The sequence below is a fragment of the Neobacillus sp. B24 genome (assembly GCF_055381825.1).
In genome coordinates, this window is sequence record NZ_AP035777.1 from 4,312,221 (window position 1) to 4,331,091 (window position 18,871).

General features: G+C 41.2%; 21 protein-coding genes. 4 read left to right on the forward strand and 17 right to left on the reverse strand.

Going from position 1 to position 18,871, the window contains the following annotated elements; all coding sequences use genetic code 11:
• Positions 1-14: 14 nt before the first annotated feature.
• The 3 genes from ACZ43M_RS21430 to ACZ43M_RS21440 form a co-directional block, all read right to left on the reverse strand.
• Complete coding sequence (locus ACZ43M_RS21430) at positions 15-1,340, reverse strand: DRTGG domain-containing protein (protein ID WP_464504537.1); 1,326 nt, start codon at positions 1,338-1,340, stop codon at positions 15-17.
• A 159-nt stretch (positions 1,341-1,499) separates the two neighbouring features.
• On the reverse strand, positions 1,500-1,730 hold the full coding sequence (locus ACZ43M_RS21435) for a hypothetical protein (RefSeq protein ID WP_464504538.1): 231 nt from the start codon (positions 1,728-1,730) through the stop codon (positions 1,500-1,502).
• 69 nt (positions 1,731-1,799) lie between these two features.
• Positions 1,800-2,480 (reverse strand): metal-dependent hydrolase, encoded by a 681-nt coding sequence (locus ACZ43M_RS21440; RefSeq protein ID WP_464504539.1) that lies wholly within the window; start codon positions 2,478-2,480, stop codon positions 1,800-1,802.
• 178 nt (positions 2,481-2,658) lie between these two features.
• Between ACZ43M_RS21440 and ACZ43M_RS21445 the strand changes: the two genes are divergently transcribed.
• Complete coding sequence (locus ACZ43M_RS21445) at positions 2,659-3,756, forward strand: M24 family metallopeptidase (RefSeq protein WP_464504540.1); 1,098 nt, start codon at positions 2,659-2,661, stop codon at positions 3,754-3,756.
• An 817-nt stretch (positions 3,757-4,573) separates the two neighbouring features.
• On the opposite strand, the gene ald is transcribed toward ACZ43M_RS21445, so the two are convergent.
• Positions 4,574-5,692 carry an alanine dehydrogenase gene (gene ald / locus ACZ43M_RS21450; protein WP_464504541.1) on the reverse strand — a complete coding sequence of 373 codons (1,119 nt, stop codon included), beginning with the start codon at positions 5,690-5,692 and terminating at the stop codon, positions 4,574-4,576.
• Positions 5,693-5,960: 268 nt separating this feature from the next.
• Positions 5,961-6,116 (reverse strand): hypothetical protein, encoded by a 156-nt coding sequence (locus tag ACZ43M_RS21455; protein WP_464504542.1) that lies wholly within the window; start codon positions 6,114-6,116, stop codon positions 5,961-5,963.
• A gap of 104 nt (positions 6,117-6,220) precedes the next feature.
• On the opposite strand from ACZ43M_RS21455, the gene ACZ43M_RS21460 reads away from it, so the two are divergent.
• Positions 6,221-6,673, forward strand: coding sequence for a universal stress protein (locus ACZ43M_RS21460; protein WP_464504543.1), 453 nt, complete (start codon positions 6,221-6,223; stop codon positions 6,671-6,673).
• Positions 6,674-6,774: 101 nt separating this feature from the next.
• The gene (locus ACZ43M_RS21465) at positions 6,775-7,089 is read left to right on the forward strand and encodes a hypothetical protein (RefSeq protein WP_464504544.1); all 315 of its coding nucleotides are present in this window, start codon (positions 6,775-6,777) and stop codon (positions 7,087-7,089) included.
• A 36-nt stretch (positions 7,090-7,125) separates the two neighbouring features.
• Here the strand turns inward: ACZ43M_RS21465 and ACZ43M_RS21470 are convergent, their stop codons facing one another.
• From ACZ43M_RS21470 to sppA, 9 genes are all read right to left on the reverse strand, one after another.
• Positions 7,126-7,638 carry a MogA/MoaB family molybdenum cofactor biosynthesis protein gene (locus ACZ43M_RS21470; RefSeq protein WP_464504545.1) on the reverse strand — a complete coding sequence of 171 codons (513 nt, stop codon included), beginning with the start codon at positions 7,636-7,638 and terminating at the stop codon, positions 7,126-7,128.
• Between the two features lies 1 nt (position 7,639).
• Positions 7,640-8,476, reverse strand: a complete 837-nt coding sequence (locus ACZ43M_RS21475) for an EcsC family protein (RefSeq protein ID WP_464504546.1) — start codon at positions 8,474-8,476, stop codon at positions 7,640-7,642.
• Between the two features lie 91 nt (positions 8,477-8,567).
• Positions 8,568-9,761, reverse strand: coding sequence for an acetate kinase (locus ACZ43M_RS21480; RefSeq protein WP_464504547.1), 1,194 nt, complete (start codon positions 9,759-9,761; stop codon positions 8,568-8,570).
• A gap of 194 nt (positions 9,762-9,955) precedes the next feature.
• Positions 9,956-10,939: a class I SAM-dependent methyltransferase gene (locus tag ACZ43M_RS21485; protein WP_464504548.1), complete on the reverse strand. Its 984-nt coding sequence runs from the start codon at positions 10,937-10,939 to the stop codon at positions 9,956-9,958.
• A gap of 110 nt (positions 10,940-11,049) precedes the next feature.
• Positions 11,050-11,550 (reverse strand): thiol peroxidase, encoded by a 501-nt coding sequence (gene tpx, locus ACZ43M_RS21490; RefSeq protein WP_464504549.1) that lies wholly within the window; start codon positions 11,548-11,550, stop codon positions 11,050-11,052.
• Positions 11,551-11,741: 191 nt separating this feature from the next.
• The gene (gene ytfJ / locus ACZ43M_RS21495; RefSeq protein WP_464504550.1) at positions 11,742-12,257 is read right to left on the reverse strand and encodes a GerW family sporulation protein; all 516 of its coding nucleotides are present in this window, start codon (positions 12,255-12,257) and stop codon (positions 11,742-11,744) included.
• Positions 12,258-12,274: 17 nt separating this feature from the next.
• Positions 12,275-12,973, reverse strand: coding sequence for a DUF2953 domain-containing protein (locus tag ACZ43M_RS21500; protein WP_464504551.1), 699 nt, complete (start codon positions 12,971-12,973; stop codon positions 12,275-12,277).
• Between the two features lie 76 nt (positions 12,974-13,049).
• A complete protein-coding gene (locus tag ACZ43M_RS21505) occupies positions 13,050-13,598 on the reverse strand; it encodes an RDD family protein (protein ID WP_464504552.1) in 549 nt (182 codons plus the stop codon).
• A 14-nt stretch (positions 13,599-13,612) separates the two neighbouring features.
• A complete protein-coding gene (sppA, locus tag ACZ43M_RS21510) occupies positions 13,613-14,623 on the reverse strand; it encodes a signal peptide peptidase SppA (protein WP_464504553.1) in 1,011 nt (336 codons plus the stop codon).
• A gap of 236 nt (positions 14,624-14,859) precedes the next feature.
• Here sppA and ACZ43M_RS21515 point away from each other — a divergent pair, with 236 nt between their 5' ends.
• The gene (locus ACZ43M_RS21515) at positions 14,860-15,660 is read left to right on the forward strand and encodes an NAD kinase (RefSeq protein ID WP_464504554.1); all 801 of its coding nucleotides are present in this window, start codon (positions 14,860-14,862) and stop codon (positions 15,658-15,660) included.
• A 165-nt stretch (positions 15,661-15,825) separates the two neighbouring features.
• On the opposite strand, the gene rarD is transcribed toward ACZ43M_RS21515, so the two are convergent.
• The 3 genes from rarD to ACZ43M_RS21530 all read right to left on the reverse strand — a co-directional run bounded on the left by rarD (position 15,826) and on the right by ACZ43M_RS21530 (position 18,812).
• On the reverse strand, positions 15,826-16,755 hold the full coding sequence (rarD, locus tag ACZ43M_RS21520; RefSeq protein WP_464504555.1) for an EamA family transporter RarD: 930 nt from the start codon (positions 16,753-16,755) through the stop codon (positions 15,826-15,828).
• A gap of 133 nt (positions 16,756-16,888) precedes the next feature.
• Entirely contained in the window at positions 16,889-18,472 is a 1,584-nt protein-coding gene (gene mbcS, locus ACZ43M_RS21525) for an acyl-CoA synthetase MbcS (RefSeq protein ID WP_464504556.1), read from the reverse strand.
• A 133-nt stretch (positions 18,473-18,605) separates the two neighbouring features.
• Complete coding sequence (locus tag ACZ43M_RS21530) at positions 18,606-18,812, reverse strand: small, acid-soluble spore protein, alpha/beta type (protein WP_464504557.1); 207 nt, start codon at positions 18,810-18,812, stop codon at positions 18,606-18,608.
• Positions 18,813-18,871: the final 59 nt, after the last annotated feature.

The following is an 18,871-nucleotide window of genomic DNA, read 5'->3' on the forward strand; positions in this document are numbered from 1 at the left end:
GAAGCGGCTTTTTCTCACGTTCTATCAATCAACTGACACATCATCATCGCTTTACCAACCAGTATTCCATCGTTGAAAACCTCTACATCCACCTTTCCAAACTTACGGCCAACCTCGAGAATTTTTGGATAAACCTCAAGGGTGCTTTCAATTTGAACAGGTTTAATAAAGTAAATCGTCATATTTTCAACGACCAAATCACCTTTTTTATGCCCTTTAAGGACACGATTGGCCGCGTCAGAAACAATAGTAGTAAACACGCCGTATGATATTGTTCCAAGATGATTCGTCATTTGTGGGGTAACCTCGCAGGTGAAGGCATCCTCTCCCTTGCCTCTTCCCTGCATTAATGCTATTTGGTTGGTGACGATATCATCAAGTGTTTCGCCTACTTGTGGCTGACGTTGATTCATCTGTAAAGCCTTTAAGACATCCTGCCTGCTGACGAGCCCCTCTAACCGATTAGAGTCATCAGCAACGGGAAGGACCTCAATCCCTTCCCAAACCATCATATGGGCAGTTGAAGCAACACTCGTTTTTCCCGTAACCGTCATCGGTTGTTTGGTCATTATTTTTTCAATCATATTTTCATGGTCCTGACCCAATACGTCTTTGCTGGTTACCATACCTTGAATTTTCATGTTTTGGTCGACTACCGGGTATCGGCTGTGGGTCGTTTGCTGATTCAACTCATGCCATTTTGAAACCTTATCAGTTGTTTTAAGATAATAGGTTTCCGAAATCGGTGTTAGGATATCCTCTACCAAAATGATTTCTTTTTTAATCAATTGGTCGTATATGGCACGATTAATCATCGTGGCGACTGTAAACGTATCATAGCTGGAAGAAATGATTGGCAATTCCAACTGGTCCGCGAGTTTTTTCACTTGATCTTCCGTATCAAATCCACCAGTAATTAGCACGGCTGCTCCCGCTTTTAACGCAAGCTCGTGCGCCTGTGTCCGGTTTCCGACGATCAGAAGGTTTCCTGCCTCCGTATAGCGCATCATCGCTTCCAGTTTCATGGCGCCAATGACAAACTTATTCAAAGTCTTATGCAGCCCTGTTCGGCCGCCTAATACTTGGCCGTCGACGATGTTGACAACCTCTGCAAATGTCAGTTTTTCAATATTTTCTTTTTTCTTCCGTTCAATCCGAATCGTGCCCACCCGTTCAATGGTGCTGACGTAGCCTTTGTTCTCCGCTTCTTTTATAGCGCGGTAGGCCGTACCTTCACTGACATTCATGGCTTTGGCGATTTGTCTGACTGAAATTTTCTCACCTATCGGAAGTTCATCAATATAATCCAAGATTTGTTCGTGCTTTGTCTTAGTAGCCAAGACCTTCACCCTTTATAAGTTAAATTCAATTTATCCGGTCAACAGATATCTAAATTTTATTATAAAGTTTAAAAAGTCTTGATTCAATGCGGTTTCACAAATAAAGCGAAAGCGCTGATCAGGAGGTGCAGCTAAGAGGCACCTAAAGATTCCCAAATGTTAATGAAAAGAACGTTTTTTCATACGCTCAGGTGAAACCTTTTGCACCTGCTTTTTTGGGGCATAGAGCAGACCAGTCAGATTTCCAGCAATCACGATTATCGCGAATGCCAGCCAAGTAATCGCAAATATTCCTTGAAGCCCTTCCGCTGTAACAGACAGCCTTGGTACCGCAAAATATAACATGAAGGCGCTAAGCAGCAAACATAGCAAATAACGATTCTTTTTCATTCCAACTTCCTCCTTCAAACTAAAAGACTGCTTGTTCCATCTTTATGCATATTGGAGGAAAAAAAGTAGTTAAATTTCGAGTGCTTCACCAGGTTGCAGCACTTTGCCGTTTTTAGCTTCAAGCAATTCAATAAATACATTAGGGTCCTGTTTAATCGGTGGGAAGGTATTGTAATGGATTGGCACAACCACCTTGGCATTCAATAATTTTGCCGCATAGGCTGCATCCTCCGGACCCATTGTAAAATTATCACCAATCGGCAGGAACGCAAGATCAATTGGATGGCGTTCTCCAATTAATTTCATGTCGGAAAATAGCCCCGTGTCCCCTGCATGATAAATGGTTTTGCCTTCACTGCTGAACAAGACGCCCGTCGGCATTCCGCAATAAATGATTTCCTTGTTTACTGTTGCATATCCTGAACCATGGAATGCCTGTGTCAGCTTAACCGTGCCAAAATCAAAGTGCCAGGCACCACCGATATTCATTCCATGGGTTTCCACTCCCTGCCAGCTAAGGTAAGTAGTAAGGTCTGCGTTAGCCACTACAAGAGACCCGCATCTTTTTGCAATTTCGACAGTATCGCCGACATGGTCGTTATGGCCATGTGTTAAAATAATCACGTCAGCCTGCACTTCGTCAGCCTTTAAATCAGTCAGGCTGTTCCCGGTTATAAACGGATCGATTAATATTGTTTTTCCGTTACTGTTAATTTGAACGACAGAATGTCCATGATAAGAAACTTTCATTTTCACTTCCCCTTTCAATTCGTATAGTATTACTACTTCCATAAAAGTTCTGGAATTCCTCCCACATTTTCCCCATAAACTCCTTGTTTTAGCACATGTTAATGTGTGATAGTTTACATTTTATTTTTCTATTGTTACTCTCAAATAGAGTAGATATTTAAAAGGAGGTCCCTGCACAATGAATCAACGGATTAATAAATTGCAAACCTGGATGAAGGAAAATGATATTGGATTTAGTTTAGTTACATCATCAGAAAACGTATTTTACTTAAGCGGATATTATACTGACCCGCATGAACGCTTGCTTGCTCTTGCCGTCTTTCAGGAAGAGGAGCCATTTTTGGTTTGTCCGGAAATGGAGTTTCATAATGTGAAATCAGCTGGCTGGGAACATGAGATAATCGGCTTCAATGACATTCAAAATCCTTGGGAAATGATGGTTAATGCTATTAAAAAACGCAGCATTGCTGCCGGTAAGATCGCGATTGAAAAAGAACATATGAATGTAGAACGTTACGAACAGCTTATGGAGCTGTTCGCAAATGTGAAGTTTGTCTCTGCTGAAGAAAAATTAAGACAGCTGCGCATGATTAAGGATGAAAAAGAGTTAAAAATTCTTGAAGAAGCTTGTGCCCTAGCTGATTTCGCCGTAGAGTTCGGCGCCAGTGAAATCAAAGAGGGCAAAACTGAATTGGATGTCTTGAATGCTCTGGAATACGCCTTAAAACAAAAAGGCGTAACCGAAATGTCGTTTTCGACCATGGTGTTAACCGGTGCCAACGCCGCATCACCTCATGGCAATCCCGGTATGACCAAAATTCAAAAAGGCGACCTTGTACTATTTGATTTAGGTGTTGTGGTTGACCGTTATTGTTCCGATATTACTAGAACAGTGGCTTATGGTGACATTAACGAGAAGCAGAGGGAAATCTATGATACCGTCTTGAAGGCGCAGCTTGCCGCTTTGGAGGCGAGCAAACCAGGTGTAACGGCGTCTGAAGTTGATTTGACCGCGCGTCGAATCATCGCTGATGCTGGTTATGGCGAGTATTTTCCACATCGCCTTGGTCATGGACTTGGAATCAGCATTCATGAGTATCCGTCCATGACAGAGACTAACCAACTAGTCCTCCAGGAGGGCATGGTGTATACGATTGAACCTGGTATTTATGTTCCAGGAGTAGCCGGTGTCCGGATTGAAGATGATGTATATATTGGTGCTGACGGCGCAATTGCTTTAACCAAATATCCAAAGGAATTGCAAATTATTAAGTAAATAGTTGGATACTTTTTACATTGCACTATCATTATGAATGATGTAATATACAAATACAGGCTGCGTTGTACGTATCAATAATAAAGTTTTAACCTTTAAGCTGTAATAGGGAGTTAAACATTGAAGTCGGAATGACAAGCCTCTGTCTATAAGACTTGGAGGACACGCAGGAAAGCTTCTGAGAACACCCACTTTGAGGAGTGGTGGTTTAAAACTTTCTTATACGGAGTACGGCAAATGCGGCTGCTATATTGGGTCTTTCAAACCAGCTTCCTAGAGGATGCTGGTTTTTTTATTATTTTTTTTGCGTACATAACACTTTTTACGTGACCTGTTTCGTTCTTCTTTCTTGTTTTTGGTCACGTAGAACCCGGCTACGTGACCTGTTTCGCTCTTCTCTCTTGATTTTGGTCACGTAGAACACTCCTACGTGACCTGTTTCGCTCTTCTTTCTTGTTTTTGGTCACGTAGAACCCGGCTACGTGACCTGTTTTGCTCTTCTCTCTTGATTTTGGTCACGTAGAACCCGGCTACGTGACCTGTTTCGCTCTTCTTTCTTGTTTTTGGTCACGTAGAACCCGGCTACGTGACCTGTTTCGCTCTTCTTTCTTGTTTTTGGGCACGTAGAACACTCCTACGTGACCTGTTTCGCTCTTCTTTCTTGTTTTTGGTCACGTAGAACACTCCTACGTGACTGATTGCTCTTTTTTCGAGCAGATTTGGTCACGTAGAACACTCCTACGTGACCGGCAGCTTTCTATTTTCATGCCCAAAGGCACGTAGAACCTCGCCACATGTTTTCCCCATGTTTTTACCTTTATGATCCCAATAATTCTTTTGCATCTTTATATTCATGCCCTAGGGCTTCGGCAACTGCCTTATAGGTTACATGTCCGGCAAGAGTGTTAATTCCCTTTAATAAAGCCTCATTTTCTAGACATGCCTGGCGGTAGCCTTTATTGGCGATTTGTAAGGCATATGGAACGGTAACGTTTGTTAAGGCGATGGTCGATGTACGCGGCACGGCACCAGGCATATTGGCAACAGCATAATGAACGACTCCGTGCTTAACATAGGTGGGGTTATCGTGTGTTGAAATCTTGTCGGTCGTCTCAAATATTCCGCCTTGGTCAATCGCAATATCGACCACCACGCTGCCTGGTTTCATCGATTTAACCATCTCTTCCGTTACAAGCCTTGGTGCTTTGGCACCTGGAATCAGCACCGCACCTATAACCAAATCAGACTCCTTTACCGCTTCTGCAATATTATAAGGATTGGACATCAGAGTAGTAATATCTGCGCCAAAAATATCATCCAGCTGACGTAATCGTTCCGGATTTACATCAATGATTGTCACTTTTGCACCGAGTCCAATTGCCATTTTCGCCGTATTTGTACCAGCAACACCGCCGCCAATGATAGTCACAGTCCCTCGTTGGACACCAGGAACACCTGACAGCAGGATTCCCATGCCGCCATACACCTTTTCTAAAAATTGCGCCCCGACCTGAGCTGCCATTCGTCCGGCCACTTCACTCATCGGTGTTAACAGCGGAAGGCTGCGGTTAGGCAACTGTACTGTCTCATAGGCGATCCCGACTACTTTGTTATCCATTAATGCTTTTGTTAATTGTGGTTCCGGGGCCAAATGCAAATATGTAAACAGGATTAGCTCTTCACGAAAATATTGATATTCACTTGGAAGCGGCTCCTTTACCTTCATGACCATGTCCATTGACCAGGCTTCTGTTGCGGAATCGACTATTGAGGCACCAGCATTACGATAATCCTCATCACTAAAACCAGAACCAGTTCCTGCCCCTGTTTCAATAAATACTTCATGTCCAGAGCTCACCAGATTTACAACTCCCGCAGGTGTCATGGCAACACGATTTTCATTGTTTTTTACTTCTTTTGGTACACCTATCCGCATTTCAATACCTCCGCAATGATTTATGTGAACCATTTAATTTTATCAAAAAACACGGTACTTCCAAAATAACCCTAACGATATATTAAGGCCTCGCCAATAAAAGGCAAGGCATTATTCATAACTAATTAAAGAATATGCAAATAGAAAGTAAATTCTTGGGTATACGCCCCTTAAACAGGATTTTTCTAGACAAATATACAGTTTATAAGGTCTGGACAGACAAAAGGACTGTTCCCGTTAAGGAGACAGTCCTCTTAGATATTTATTACTAGCTCTCTGAAGTAGTGAAATCATTACTATCAGCTATTGCAGTTCCCTGGTCAATAAAACCGCTATTATACGAGTCCATGATTTGTTCACTAACCACATTGGCGCCCTGTTCATCAAATTCAAAACTATATTGCTTGTTTGGATCCATGCTCATGCCGCAACTCCCCTTTCAATGTATGTTACCACTTTATTGTTCGAAAAATTGCAACAGTTATACGCTGTTAAATATTGTATAATAAGGGTGAGGAGATGATGATCATGGGACTTAAATATGAACATATTTTAGTCGCAATTGATGGGTCGAAGGAAGCTGATTGGGCATTCAAAAAGGGGATTGAAGTAGCAAAGAGAAATCAATGTCCCCTGCTCTTGGTCCATGTTATTGATACAAGATCATTTGCATTAATTGAAGCGTACGACACAGTGATTGGAGACCGGGCCGAAAAGCTTGCAAAGGATATGCTGGAGAATTATAAAAAGCAGGCTGAGGATGCCGGAGTACCGGATGTGCAGTATGAAATTGATTTTGGTTCACCTAAAATTCGCATCCCTCGAGACTTGGCCAAGAAGCATAATATTGATTTAATTATCTGTGGAGCCACTGGAATGAACGTGGTAGAACGGTTCTTTATCGGCAGTGTTTCAGAACATATTGTCCGATATGCTCCATGCGACGTCCTTGTGGTACGGACGAAAAAAGATTTGGAATAAGGATATTTAAAGCACGAAGCAGCCAGCTCCGTGCTTTTTTACTGTAAAAATGGTTTTAAAGTATAGTAAAATAAGAGCAAGATAACTTCCTGGAGGACAATATGACAGATCACTTTTCTTTTAACCAGCGCCTCGGCATTCATATTCCCGATTTAACTTTGGAATGGGATCAATACAGCAAAGCAACACAAGAGGAAATACTCTTGCGCTGGGAGCGGATTCGCGGGTCGATACCTGACCGAATACTTGACCTTGAACAAGAAATCAATTACAAGCAAGCACAGCTTTCAGATGAAAATGATTTTACTATTTCCTGCCAACTAAACTCCGAAATTGCCGAACTCGCTTCCATCATCAATGATTTATGGCTCTGGTACCGTGCTAACCAAACAGTGTCTGATAAAGCACACCATTAAAAAACTCCCTAGTCACATAAGGGAGTTTTCTCTTTCTTATAAATCCTTTTTAATCTCCTTCACGACGTGGCCAATCTCCGGCAAGATTAATTTATTCATTGCCAGTTTCACAGCACCTGATGAACCCGGAGTGGAGAACACCGCTGTATCTTTTACGACACCGCCAATGGCCCGTGAAAGAATCGCTGCAGAGCCAATATCTTCTTGGTAGCTAAGCATTCTGAAGATTTCACCAAAGCCGAGCATTTCTTTATCCAATAAAGCCTGAACAGTTTCAATGGTAACATCCCGCTTGGCAATCCCTGTTCCGCCGTTGGTTAAAATGACATCAATGTCGTCTCGTTCGCAGCCTCGCAGGATTTCTATTTTAATAGGCTCCGCTTCGTCTTTAACAATAACGTAATCGACAATCTGGTGTCCTGCTTGCTCCAACATGTCAATCATCAGCCTGCCGCTCTTGTCGGTTTCTTTATCTCTCGTATCACTAACGGTGATCACTTTACAATTAACGGTTTCCTGAGCCGTTTTTCTATGTTCTTGTATACTCATGTTATATTTCCTCTTTCAAATTTAGGTAACGAAGCTGATAATATTTTTGCGCAAGGTCTGTTACTTTTCTTGTCAGCTGATAATTGACCCCAGCACCAATCCCCATACTAATCAGCGGGATGCCCTGGATTAGTCTTTTCTTAAATATACTAATAACCATTGCCTTTAACAGTTGTTGAAGCGGTTGGTCTATCCAGGTAATATCCGTTATTTCTTCTTTGCCTTCATAAAAATAAGGTGTTTGCTTGTCAGCCAATTCTTCCATTAATATGGACCAGCCCTGTGCCTGAAGTCTTGGCGGCAATGTTGCAGTATGAAAAACCTTTAATGATGTCATCATTTCATGTGGCGTATTCACTTGAAATCCATACGTCATCGCAATTAATTGGACCACTCTCAAGTTAATAACAGCCATTGCTGGAATATCAGTTCCTAACAGCAAAGGGCCACCCGAACCGGCAATCCCGCCTTGGATAAAGGAGTATAAGCGGTGCCTCGCAATTTGTTGGTCTGCTATGTATTGCAATTGATCTATGTCCAATGATCTCAAGTCTTCTATTTTTTCCAGACCTTTTTGAAAAATTCTTCCTGAAGACAAAATTCTTTCCTTGGCATCTTGCTGCAGTTGGGAAGCTTGTATAATCCCATGCAAATGATATAACCAAGTATCGATGACCGAAAAGAATTGCCGTTGAACTTTTTCCGGCAGAAGAGAAAAGGCTTGTTCCAAATATTTTTCATAAGTTAATTGAAAGTCATTGGGCTCAATGGATAGTATCCGCTGTTCCCATTCTCTTATTTCATGCAAGACTTTCTGTTCACGGTCAGTTAAAGGCATGTTGCATTCCCTCCCATGATTTTCTTCCAGTATAGCACAAAAAAAACTTCATATAAAAAGGCAAAAGCCGTTTAGACTTTTGCCTTTGCTATTAGTGAATATCTGTTAAACGCATAACATCACGGGCAATCATAACCTCTTCATCAGTTGGAATTACGATAACCTTGACAGGTGAATGCGGATAGTTGACAAACGCTTCTTCACCTCTGACCTTATTAAGAGCTGGATCCCAGTATATACCCATAAACTCAAGCCCTTTTAATACACTGGCTCTAATGGTATCACTGTTTTCACCAATCCCGGCTGTAAAAATAATCGCATCGACACCGTTCATGCGTGCAGCATAAGAGCCAATATATTTATGAATGCGGTTCGAGAATACATCTAAAGCAAGCTGGGCACGCTCATTTCCCTGTTTTGCCTGAATTTCAATGTCTCTTAAATCGCTGGAAAAACCGGAAACGGCCAACATACCGCTTTTTTTGTTTAGGACCTCGAGCACTTCATCCGCTGTTTTTCCTGTTTTCTCCATAATAAACGGTATAAGAGCCGGGTCAATGTTACCAGAACGTGTACCCATCGTTACCCCGGCAAGCGGTGTAAAGCCCATGGATGTATCAATTGATTTTCCGCCTTGAATGGCAGCAATACTCGCTCCATTCCCAAGATGGCAGGAAATTAATCGAATCTGCTCTAACGGACGACCTAAAAGCTCCGCAGCACGCTTGGACACGTATTTATGGCTGGTTCCGTGGAAGCCATACTTGCGAATCCCATAATTCTTATAATACTCATAAGGCAAACTATATAAATATGAACTAGCAGGCATTGTTTGATGGAAAGCTGTATCAAAAACAGCTATAGCAGGCACATTCGGAAGTACACGTTGGAATGCCTTGATTCCCGTTGCGTTTGCCGGATTATGCAATGGTGCAAGCTCGGATAAATCCTCAATTTTTTTTAACACTTCGTCTGTAATGGGAACTGAATCATTGAACTCTTCACCGCCATGAACAACACGGTGGCCCACCCCTTCAATTTCATCTAACGACTTGATGATTCCGAGTGTTGTCAATTTATCCAACAGCATTTTGACAGCGACCTCATGGTCAGGGATGTCAAGTGTTTCTTGGACCTTTTCTCCCTTTACCGTAATCGTGAAGATGGAATCATTTAGTCCGATTCTTTCAATTAATCCTTTAGTAATAACTTCTTCCGCCGGCATTTCAAACAATTGAAACTTCAGCGAAGAACTTCCTGCATTAATTGCAATAACTTTTGCCATTTGCAACCGCTCCTTATTTATGTACATAACAACTAAGTATATTTTGCACAAGCCGTTCTTATTTAACGCCCTCAATTCCTCATTTAAACATTGAAAAAAGTACTTTTCAAGGCATAAATTCACTGGTAGCGGTTACAGCAAAAATATAAATGTATTCGCATTTTTCACAAAAATAAAAAGGACGACTACTATAGTCATCCTTTATTTTCTTTAAACCATTTATCAATCTTAGTCAAAATATTATCCACTTCTGCCCGTTTCGAAAGGCTGGGCAAATCAACCAGTAATGCTTGCTTTGGAGGTTTGACATTCTCTCCTTGCTTCTGCAGAACTAAAATGCTTTTGGCCGCACTTTTTGTTTTGAACATACTGACCGGCAGTTGCAAAAGGCCTTGAATGAAAACATGTTCTTTAAAGAAATCATGCAGTTTTCCAGCCTGTTCGCTTTCAAATAATCCGTTAGGAATGATAAAGAATAAGTACCCACCTGGCTTCGTATGTCGGACACTTTGCTCAATAAATAAATGATGAGCATAGGAATGACCACTATCTGCTTGCAGTTGATATTCTGCTGAGCGAATATCGTTAGGATAATAGCCGACTGGCAAGTCCGCAATCACTGCATCTACTGGATCAATAAATAATGGCTCCAAACTGTCCTGATTGAAAAACTGTACGGGCTGTCTTTGCAGGTTTGCACTAATATAAGCAAGTTTGATTAATAAGTCATCAATATCAACACCAATGGCGGCAGTTTCCTTGGAAACATAATTTAGCACCGTCATTAGTAGATTTCCAGTGCCAACAGCGGGATCAAGCAGGCGAAATGACTGTTCTTTTATAAAACGGTCGACAAGATAGGCAACAAGCATCCCTACAGAATCTGGAGTCATTTGGTGATTGGGTTGCACACTTTCCTTCATACCTTTCAGAATCACCAATTGAAATGCTTTGCGGATTTCCTCATTTGAATATCTTTCTAAATCAATTTCTTGAAATTGCTTTTTCAGCCGCTTCACTGTCAATTCACTAAGTTCCTCCTGAAGAATCGAGCCATGAAACAAGTTTTCCCCTGTTTCGGCCAATGCTTCCAGGAATGTGCAGTCCAGTTCTTCTTGTAACGTTACAGCACTTTCATTAAATAATGTAAATAATTTTTCAATTGGAGAAATGCTCATTGAGAGTCCCCTTTCATCTATCCATTTCCACTCCTCATTGTAGCCGAGGAAGCAATTTTTAAACAAGTTAAAAGGCTCCCGCCATGACGAGAGCCTTTTAACCTTACGATTTATTTCGCGTTTCTTGCCGCTTCAAGTGCACCCTCATAGTTTGGATGGTTTGTAGCTTCACTTACATATTCTACATATGTCACAGTATCGCTGGAATCAACTACAAAGACCGCACGGGCCAATAGTCTTAATTCTTGAATCGCTACTCCATAAGCTTCCCCAAAGGAAAGATCACGGTGGTCGGATAATGTTTGTACATTTTCAATACCTGCAGCAGCACACCAGCGTTTTTGGGCAAATGGAAGGTCAACACTTACTGTCAGCACTTTTACATTCCCCAGGCTGTTTGCTTCCTCGTTAAAACGGCGTGTTTCGGCATCACATACTCCTGTATCAAGTGATGGAACAGAAGTAATTAACCGAACCTGTCCCTTTGTACTATCCAAAGTTACTTGTGACAAATCATTTGCCAAAACAGTGAAATTTGGCGCCTTGTCGCCAACCTTAACTTCATTGCCCAATAATGTAACCGGGCCCCCCTTAAATGTTACATTTGCCATTTTTTCATCCTCCTTTTTCGTATCCAAGATTACCGAAACCCAATATGGAAATGGCTTACTTGGTATATGTACAGAGTTACTATATCCCGTCAAAATTATTTTTGCAATTATTATGAACTTTAATAGGTGCATATTTTGCTCCTAGAAAAAGGTTAATCCTCCCATTGACCATGGAAGATTAACCTTGAATCCTATAAATCTAAATCATTTATTAACTTATCGTTTTGCTGCGGTGAAGGACTCTTTTGCTGTGAATGATTTTGCTGTTGCGAATGATTTTGCTGGTCCTTTTTCGAGAACATTTGCTGTATTTTATCCACTGCTTGCGGGGCAAGTTCAAGGATCTTTTCATAAAGATGTGTACTTTCATCCAAATGAAGCATTTTGACTCCCTGAGAATTCACTATTAAAAATGCTATTGGTGTAATAGACACGCCAGCACCGCTACCGCCGCCAAATGGAAGGTTCGACTGACCTTGTCCTTGTCCCTGTCCTTGTCCCTGTCCTTGTCCTTGACTTTGCCCATTATCTGCCTTGTTGAATTCACTGCCCCCGGCGGCAAATCCAAACCCAACCTTTGATACTGTTAAAATCACACTGCCATCCGGTGTTTCTACAGGGTCGCCAATAATTGTATTGACATCAATCATTTCCTTCAAGCTTTCCATTGCCGTTGTCATTAAACCTTGAATCGGATGTTCAGACATAGCAGTAATCCTCCTAATTAAACAGATTTCATTTTCTCATTAGAAAAATTAGTTTTATTGGTGGCGGTCGTTTCGCTGCCACGCCAAAACTTAATCAGTTTTAATCCTGCCAATATAGCATGCCCGATTCGAAATTGAAACATACATGAAATCCGGGTTTGGATTACAGCCGCCTGAAAGTGCGGGGTAATCGTAATTTTTGGTTCAGCAAGTAATTTCATATTTTGGCTGACAATACCGAGTGCACTCCCTTTTATCGCCCATAAAGCCCCCGTGGCAGTACCTGTATGGGCTGCATCGCCTAAGCCAATCAATGTATGCCACTCGAACTTTTTTACTTTGACCTTTTGCAAAAACTTTTTAATTATGACCTTCAAGCCAGAAACCTTGTGGAGGAATATCTTTGTTTTTTCCAAATATGATTGTACGTCTTTTTCTGTTACTTGTTTCATGCTAGTTTCTGAGCTCTGATCCTTGCTTCTACCCTGTTTTTTAGTTTTCACTATAACACTGGGAGAATCATCATCCACTTTGATTAATGGTATGTGACGTTTAAACCTTATTAAGCCAAACCAAATCCTAAGCTCGATTTTCAAGTCATCATTATCATTATGATGATAATAATCTGTCAAAATCGTTAATTTTGTAAAAATGATAAGAATGAATAATAGCAAAAATAGCAGTAGAATGAGCAGTAACCAAAACAATTTATTCACAACCTTTCAGCCTGCTATTATTTCCTATAAGTAAAAAAATAAACCTGCCAACATTCCTGTCGGCAGGTTTAAATATCTAGTCTGTATGGACAACTGTTGTATCCGTAAATAAATCATGCAAGCCTTGTTTTTTAGGCAGAAATGCAACAATGACATACCCGACAACAATTGTGGCGGAGATAAACCTGCCAATCCACTCACGAAACAGGACGGTCCCCCACGTTAGCTTTTGTTGGTTCAGGTCAACGACTTTTATGCCAAATACCATCTTGCCCAGTGTTTGGTTAAAGTATCTGGTCATTAATACAAAATATGAATAAAATACCACTGCGGAAGCAATTGAGACAGGAGCAAACATATTTTCTGCAGTCAAGGAGATATCAAGCAATCTAAACAAAGGATTGACCAGAATGCGTTCAATACTCCCGACCACAATCAGGTCCAGCAGGAATGCCCAAAACCGCATCCAAAATCCAGCGTATCGTACAGGCCATAGTTGAGCTGGCCGCAACTGGGAGTCGATTTCCTCATCAGGATGATGTTCTTGCCCTATAGGTTTCACCCGCTCATTTTCAAATTCAGCGGTACTTTCTGGTGCTTCAGGTATATTTTCTTTTGGTTCCATCTTATTCCTCCCCCCTACTCCGCGTACAGATACATCAGCCGCGGTGAATTTGGTTTGGAGAGAACCTTCATTAGACCGGCCATTTCGGCGCTTTCACCAAGCCACTTTTTTGTTTGTATCTTGAAAAGCGAGCCGAAACCAAGTTCTTCGGTATACCGGACGACTTGGGCACCTTTTAGCTTTTCATTCTGTTTCATCTCCGAAATGACATCATCCAGGTAACCGAAACCATCAATTAGATTAAGTTCCTTTGCCTGACGGCCGTCATAAACCCGGCCATCGGCAATTTGCTTTACTTGGTCTACGCTCATCCCGCGGCCTTCGGAAATCACTTTGACAAATCCTTCATATGAGTTGTCCACCATTTTTTGCAGGATTTGCCGTTCTTCCTCAGTCATTTCCCGTGAAGGACTCATAATATCCTTATATTTTCCGCTTTTAATCGTGACAAAATCAACACCATACTTATCGGCAAGCCCTTGATAATTAATGCCCTCCATGATGACTCCAAGGCTGCCTGTCAACGTTTCCGGACTGGCGTAAATCTTGCTGGCTGCAGTTGATATATAGTAGCCTCCAGAAGCAGCCATTGACCCCATTGAAATGTAAACAGGTTTCTTGCTTTGCTTCGTGATTTCCTTCAATTTGTCGTGAATCTCCGCACTCTCCACAACACCGCCGCCTGGAGAGTTAACTCTGACAATTACTCCTTTAACTGAGTCATCCTCCTTAATCAGGTTAAGCTTTTTCATAAAGGCCTGATGGTTATAGGAGGAATCAGCAAATAATGATTCTGCTTCTCCCGTATCCTGAATAACACCATCCACATCTAGGATAACAATTTTCTTTAATTCATTTCCCTCTTCAACAACCTCTTCTGTAAATGGTTCCTCTGCAGCTGCCATCAATTCAGTGAAATCAGTTTGAAATCCTTTAAAGGCAAAGGACGATAACAGATTGATGACAACTGAAACAAAAAATAATGCCGCGGCAATTCCTAAAGCGGCCCACCGTTTTCCGTTCACATTTATTCCCCCTCTTTTTGTCTGCTCTGTAAAAGTAACATTCCTTTCATATTGTTTCAAAAAAATGCTAAACTAATTTGAAGACTATCATAATTTTAAATGAAAACTCGCCGATTGGCGAGTCCGTTAGGACGAAGACAGACGCGTAGTTGATTTTACTATTAGCGAACAAAATTTGATTTTCGAATGGGAAAATTGGAAACATTTTTTTTATCTGTTTACAGGAGGTTCCAAATATGCCAGAAAGACGTAATGTTTACTATTCTTATAAACATGATGCCGAGATGCTCGCAAAAGCCGAGCCATTATTTGAAGCAACAGAACGCTATGGTTTTACCATTGTGGATGACTATAGAGAGGCAAACATTATTGCCAGTATTGGCAATGATGGGGCATTTCTTCAGGCAGTACGAAAAACAGGTTTTCGTGATGATTGCCTTTATATGGGGATATCCACAACAAATAACCTAAATATGTATTGTGATTTTCGAATTGGCGAAACATCCAATATGATTAATGCCATGCAAAATGAGCAGCTGGAGGTGCGGCGTTATCCGTTGATTGAGGTTTCCGTCGACCAACAAGGTACCTTTACCTGTTTAAACGAATTCAGTATCAATTCGTCAATTATTAAAACATTGGTCATTGATGTATTTATTGATCAGCTTCATTTCGAAACCTTCCGTGGCGATGGATTAATTGTTTCCACTCCGACCGGAAGCTCTGCTTATAATAAATCAGTAAAGGGTGCAGTTGTCGACCCGCTGCTTCCGTGTTTGCAAGTCAGTGAGATTGCCTCTATTAACAATAATCGATATCGAACACTTGGCTCTTCTTTTATTTTAAGCGGTGAGCGAAGCCTTACCCTTAAAGTCGTTCCTGAAGGTAATGATTACCCGACTATGGGAATGGATAATGAAGCATTGAGCATTCGTTATGTTGACAATATAAATGTTCGTCTTAGTGATAAGAAATTAAAAACATTAAAGCTGAGGGATAACTCGTTCTGGGAAAAAGTAAAGAGAACGTTCCTATAAACAGGAAAAAACCCCTTTTCCTACAAGATAAGGTCAGGCTGTCGAGAACTTACGACAGTCTTTATTTTATTTAAATTAATTAGTCATGTAATTTAATTTCCCAATAAAACAAAAACCACCCTAGAGTTGGACTGAAAGTCCAACTCTAGGGGGTAACTGTACAATTTAGGATAAGGTTTTTTGTTTGCGCCATTTAAATTCTATTTGGGCAAATAATTTTGTTTTTGAAAGTGAATAGATTGTCAGTGCTGACCAAATGAAGATGAAGGACAACAGCTGCACTTTTGAAAAGTGCTCATTATAAACAAATATCCCCAAAAGTAATGTTATTGTAGGAGCGATATACTGCAGAAAACCAAGCAGCGACAGCGGAATTTTTTGCGCTCCTTTGGCAAAATAAAGCAGCGGCACGGCTGTGGCAGCACCCGCACCGATTAACAAGAGATTGGTCTCAACGCTCGTTTCCAAAAAAGAACTGCTTCCTTTTACAAATAGAAAAATCATGTAGATGGCAGCAATTGGTGTCACGACCAGAGTTTCAAGAGTCAAACCGACTGCTGAATCCACATTTATAAGCTTTTTAACCAATCCATACACACCAAATGATAATGCCAAGACAATTGCCACCCATGGAAAATTCCCGTGGGAGACGGTAATGATCAGCACTCCGATTGCCGCCAAACCGAAAGAGATATACTGATAAACCGACAATTTCTCCTTAAGGACAATCATCCCCAACAAGATGCTGATAAGCGGATTGATATAATAGCCAAGACTTGTTTCAATCATATGACCGTTATTGACAGCCCAAATATAGACAAACCAATTGATGCTGATAAGAATGGAAGCGGCAATTAATGCATACATCTGTTTCTTATTTTGTGCAAATCCCTTCAGAGTTTCCACAAACAATCCCCATTTTTTAGTCAAAACAAGGATTAACAACATAAAGATAAATGACCAAAATACCCGGTTAGCGAGAATTTCCTTTGCCTGGACGGTATTTAAAAGCTTCCAATAAATCGGCAGCAAGCCCCAAAGTAAATAGGAAAAGGCGGCATAAATTGCCCCCAGTTGCGTTTCGCTTTTTTTCATTTTCCCCTTAGCCCCTCTTCTTTCTAGTCACGAAATATTTTCTATTATACATGGAAATATAGTATTTGGGGGAGAATTTTGCTTTTTCGAAGTAAAAAAGAAATCGGCACTGTTACCGATTTCTCCCATTTGATTATTTTTTTGTTGCAGCCAATTCCTGCTGGCGTAATTCGATTCTGCGGATCTTCCCTGAAGTTGTTTTTGGAAGCTCCTCCAAGTACTCTATTTTTCTCGGATATTTGTATGGTGCGGTTAATGATTTAACATGCTCCTGTAAGGTTTTTGTCAACTCCAGGTCAGTCGAATCCACACCCTCTTGTAATACAACAAAGGCCTTTACGATAAAGCCGCGGATTTCATCCGGACTCGCCACCACCGCACATTCCTTTACATACGGGTGTTTGACTAATGCATCCTCCACTTCGAATGGTCCAATTGTATAGCCCGAGCTTATGATGATATCATCACCGCGCCCCTCGAACCAGAAGTACCCGTCCTCATCCCTTTTTGCTTTATCACCGGTAACATAATAATCGCCGCGGAATTGCATCGCAGTTCTCTCCGGATCCTTATAATAATTTTTAAACAGTGCCGGAGTTTCCATGTGCACGGCAATATCCCCTACTTCACCAACGGCACAAACCTGACCTTCGTCATTAATGATTTCTACCCTGTTCCCTGGGGTTGGCTTGCCCATTGAGCCTGGTTTAAGCTCCATTCCCTTGGTAACTCCGACAAGGAGGGTATTTTCGGTTTGGCCATAGCCGTCGCGGACATCAATATTAAAATACCTTCTGAATGTATCAATGACTTCACGGTTGAGAGGCTCCCCAGCCGACACAGCACTATGAAGGTTTGGCAAATGATAGTCAGCCAAATTATCTACCTTTGCCATCAATCGATATTCTGTCGGTGTACAGCAAAGGACATTAACATCATATTTTTGCAGCAGTTTCAAGTACGTCTTTGGTTCAAACTTACCATTGTAGACGAAACCAGTTGCCCCTGAGCCTAGAACGGATAAGAATGGACTCCATATCCACTTTTGCCATCCTGGACCGGCAGTCGCCCAAACAGTATCACTTTCTTCGATACAAAGCCATTTAGCTGCGGCAGTTCTAAGGTGTGCGAATGCCCAACCATGTGTGTGAACGACCCCTTTTGGATTTCCAGTCGTTCCAGAGGTATATGATAAAAATGCCATATCGTCTCTATGAGTATTGGCCAATGAAAATTTATCTGAGGCCTGTTTCATTTCCTCATCCAAATGAATCCAGCCTGTTTCAGGTCCACCAATTGTAAACTTTGCCAATTGTTCTGATTCCTTAATATTTGTAAATTGGTTTACATATGGATAATAGCTGACGATCGCCTTTACATCACCATGAGTAATCCTGTATTGAAGATCCTTCTCCCGGAGCATTTCTGAACTAGGAATAACAACCATTCCTGCCTTCAGTGCAGCTAAATAGACAACATATGCTTCAATCAGACGAGGGACAATCACCAGAACAACATCGCCTTTTGCCAAGCCATTGTTTACAAAGACATTACCCGTCTGGTTAACTTGTTTTAATAATTGCTCATATGTAACCTGCTTTGTTTCGCCAGACTCATTTTCCCATTTTAACGCCACTTTGCTTGGGTCTTTTGCAAATTGCTCTACTTCTGCCACAAGATTGTACTTTTCAGGCGCAATTAAATCTTCCCGTTTCATCCTACTTCCCCTCCATTTTTAAATTTATATTTGCTATTATTACCTAGTACTAATTATAAGACTTTTCACGCAAAATAAAAAGAGAGAGCGGAAAAAATTCCGCCCTCTCAGTAGCCATTATATTCTTTTTTAATTAACGAGAAAATCCGCCGCCTAATTGTGATTCAGCCATTGATACAAGACGCTTGGTGATCTCACCACCAACAGATCCGTTAGCGCGTGAAGTAGTGTCAGCACCAAGGTTTACACCAAATTCTTGAGCAATTTCATATTTCATTTGGTCTAGTGCTTGTTGAGCACCTTGAACTAGTAATTGGTTATTGTTGTTGTTGTTAGCCATCTATACTCACCTCCTTGTGAGTATAGAATGTGTAGATTGTCATAGCTTCATTCGAAATA

Coding starts and splice junctions, on each gene's coding strand:
- rarD (WP_464504555.1), bottom strand. CDS start 16,755: ATGAAAAAAAGCGAAACGCAACTGGGGGCAATTTATGCCGCCTTTTCC.
- ACZ43M_RS21480 (WP_464504547.1), bottom strand. CDS start 9,761: ATGGCAAAAGTTATTGCAATTAATGCAGGAAGTTCTTCGCTGAAGTTT.
- ACZ43M_RS21515 (WP_464504554.1), top strand. CDS start 14,860: ATGCCAGAAAGACGTAATGTTTACTATTCTTATAAACATGATGCCGAG.
- ACZ43M_RS21445 (WP_464504540.1), top strand. CDS start 2,659: ATGAATCAACGGATTAATAAATTGCAAACCTGGATGAAGGAAAATGAT.
- ACZ43M_RS21530 (WP_464504557.1), bottom strand. CDS start 18,812: ATGGCTAACAACAACAACAATAACCAATTACTAGTTCAAGGTGCTCAA.
- ACZ43M_RS21440 (WP_464504539.1), bottom strand. CDS start 2,480: ATGAAAGTTTCTTATCATGGACATTCTGTCGTTCAAATTAACAGTAAC.
- ACZ43M_RS21460 (WP_464504543.1), top strand. CDS start 6,221: ATGGGACTTAAATATGAACATATTTTAGTCGCAATTGATGGGTCGAAG.
- ytfJ (WP_464504550.1), bottom strand. CDS start 12,257: ATGTCTGAACATCCGATTCAAGGTTTAATGACAACGGCAATGGAAAGC.
- ald (WP_464504541.1), bottom strand. CDS start 5,692: ATGCGGATAGGTGTACCAAAAGAAGTAAAAAACAATGAAAATCGTGTT.
- ACZ43M_RS21505 (WP_464504552.1), bottom strand. CDS start 13,598: ATGGAACCAAAAGAAAATATACCTGAAGCACCAGAAAGTACCGCTGAA.
- mbcS (WP_464504556.1), bottom strand. CDS start 18,472: ATGAAACGGGAAGATTTAATTGCGCCTGAAAAGTACAATCTTGTGGCA.
- ACZ43M_RS21455 (WP_464504542.1), bottom strand. CDS start 6,116: ATGAGCATGGATCCAAACAAGCAATATAGTTTTGAATTTGATGAACAG.
- ACZ43M_RS21465 (WP_464504544.1), top strand. CDS start 6,775: ATGACAGATCACTTTTCTTTTAACCAGCGCCTCGGCATTCATATTCCC.
- ACZ43M_RS21470 (WP_464504545.1), bottom strand. CDS start 7,638: ATGAGTATACAAGAACATAGAAAAACGGCTCAGGAAACCGTTAATTGT.
- ACZ43M_RS21435 (WP_464504538.1), bottom strand. CDS start 1,730: ATGAAAAAGAATCGTTATTTGCTATGTTTGCTGCTTAGCGCCTTCATG.
- ACZ43M_RS21475 (WP_464504546.1), bottom strand. CDS start 8,476: ATGCCTTTAACTGACCGTGAACAGAAAGTCTTGCATGAAATAAGAGAA.
- ACZ43M_RS21485 (WP_464504548.1), bottom strand. CDS start 10,939: ATGAGCATTTCTCCAATTGAAAAATTATTTACATTATTTAATGAAAGT.
- tpx (WP_464504549.1), bottom strand. CDS start 11,550: ATGGCAAATGTAACATTTAAGGGGGGCCCGGTTACATTATTGGGCAAT.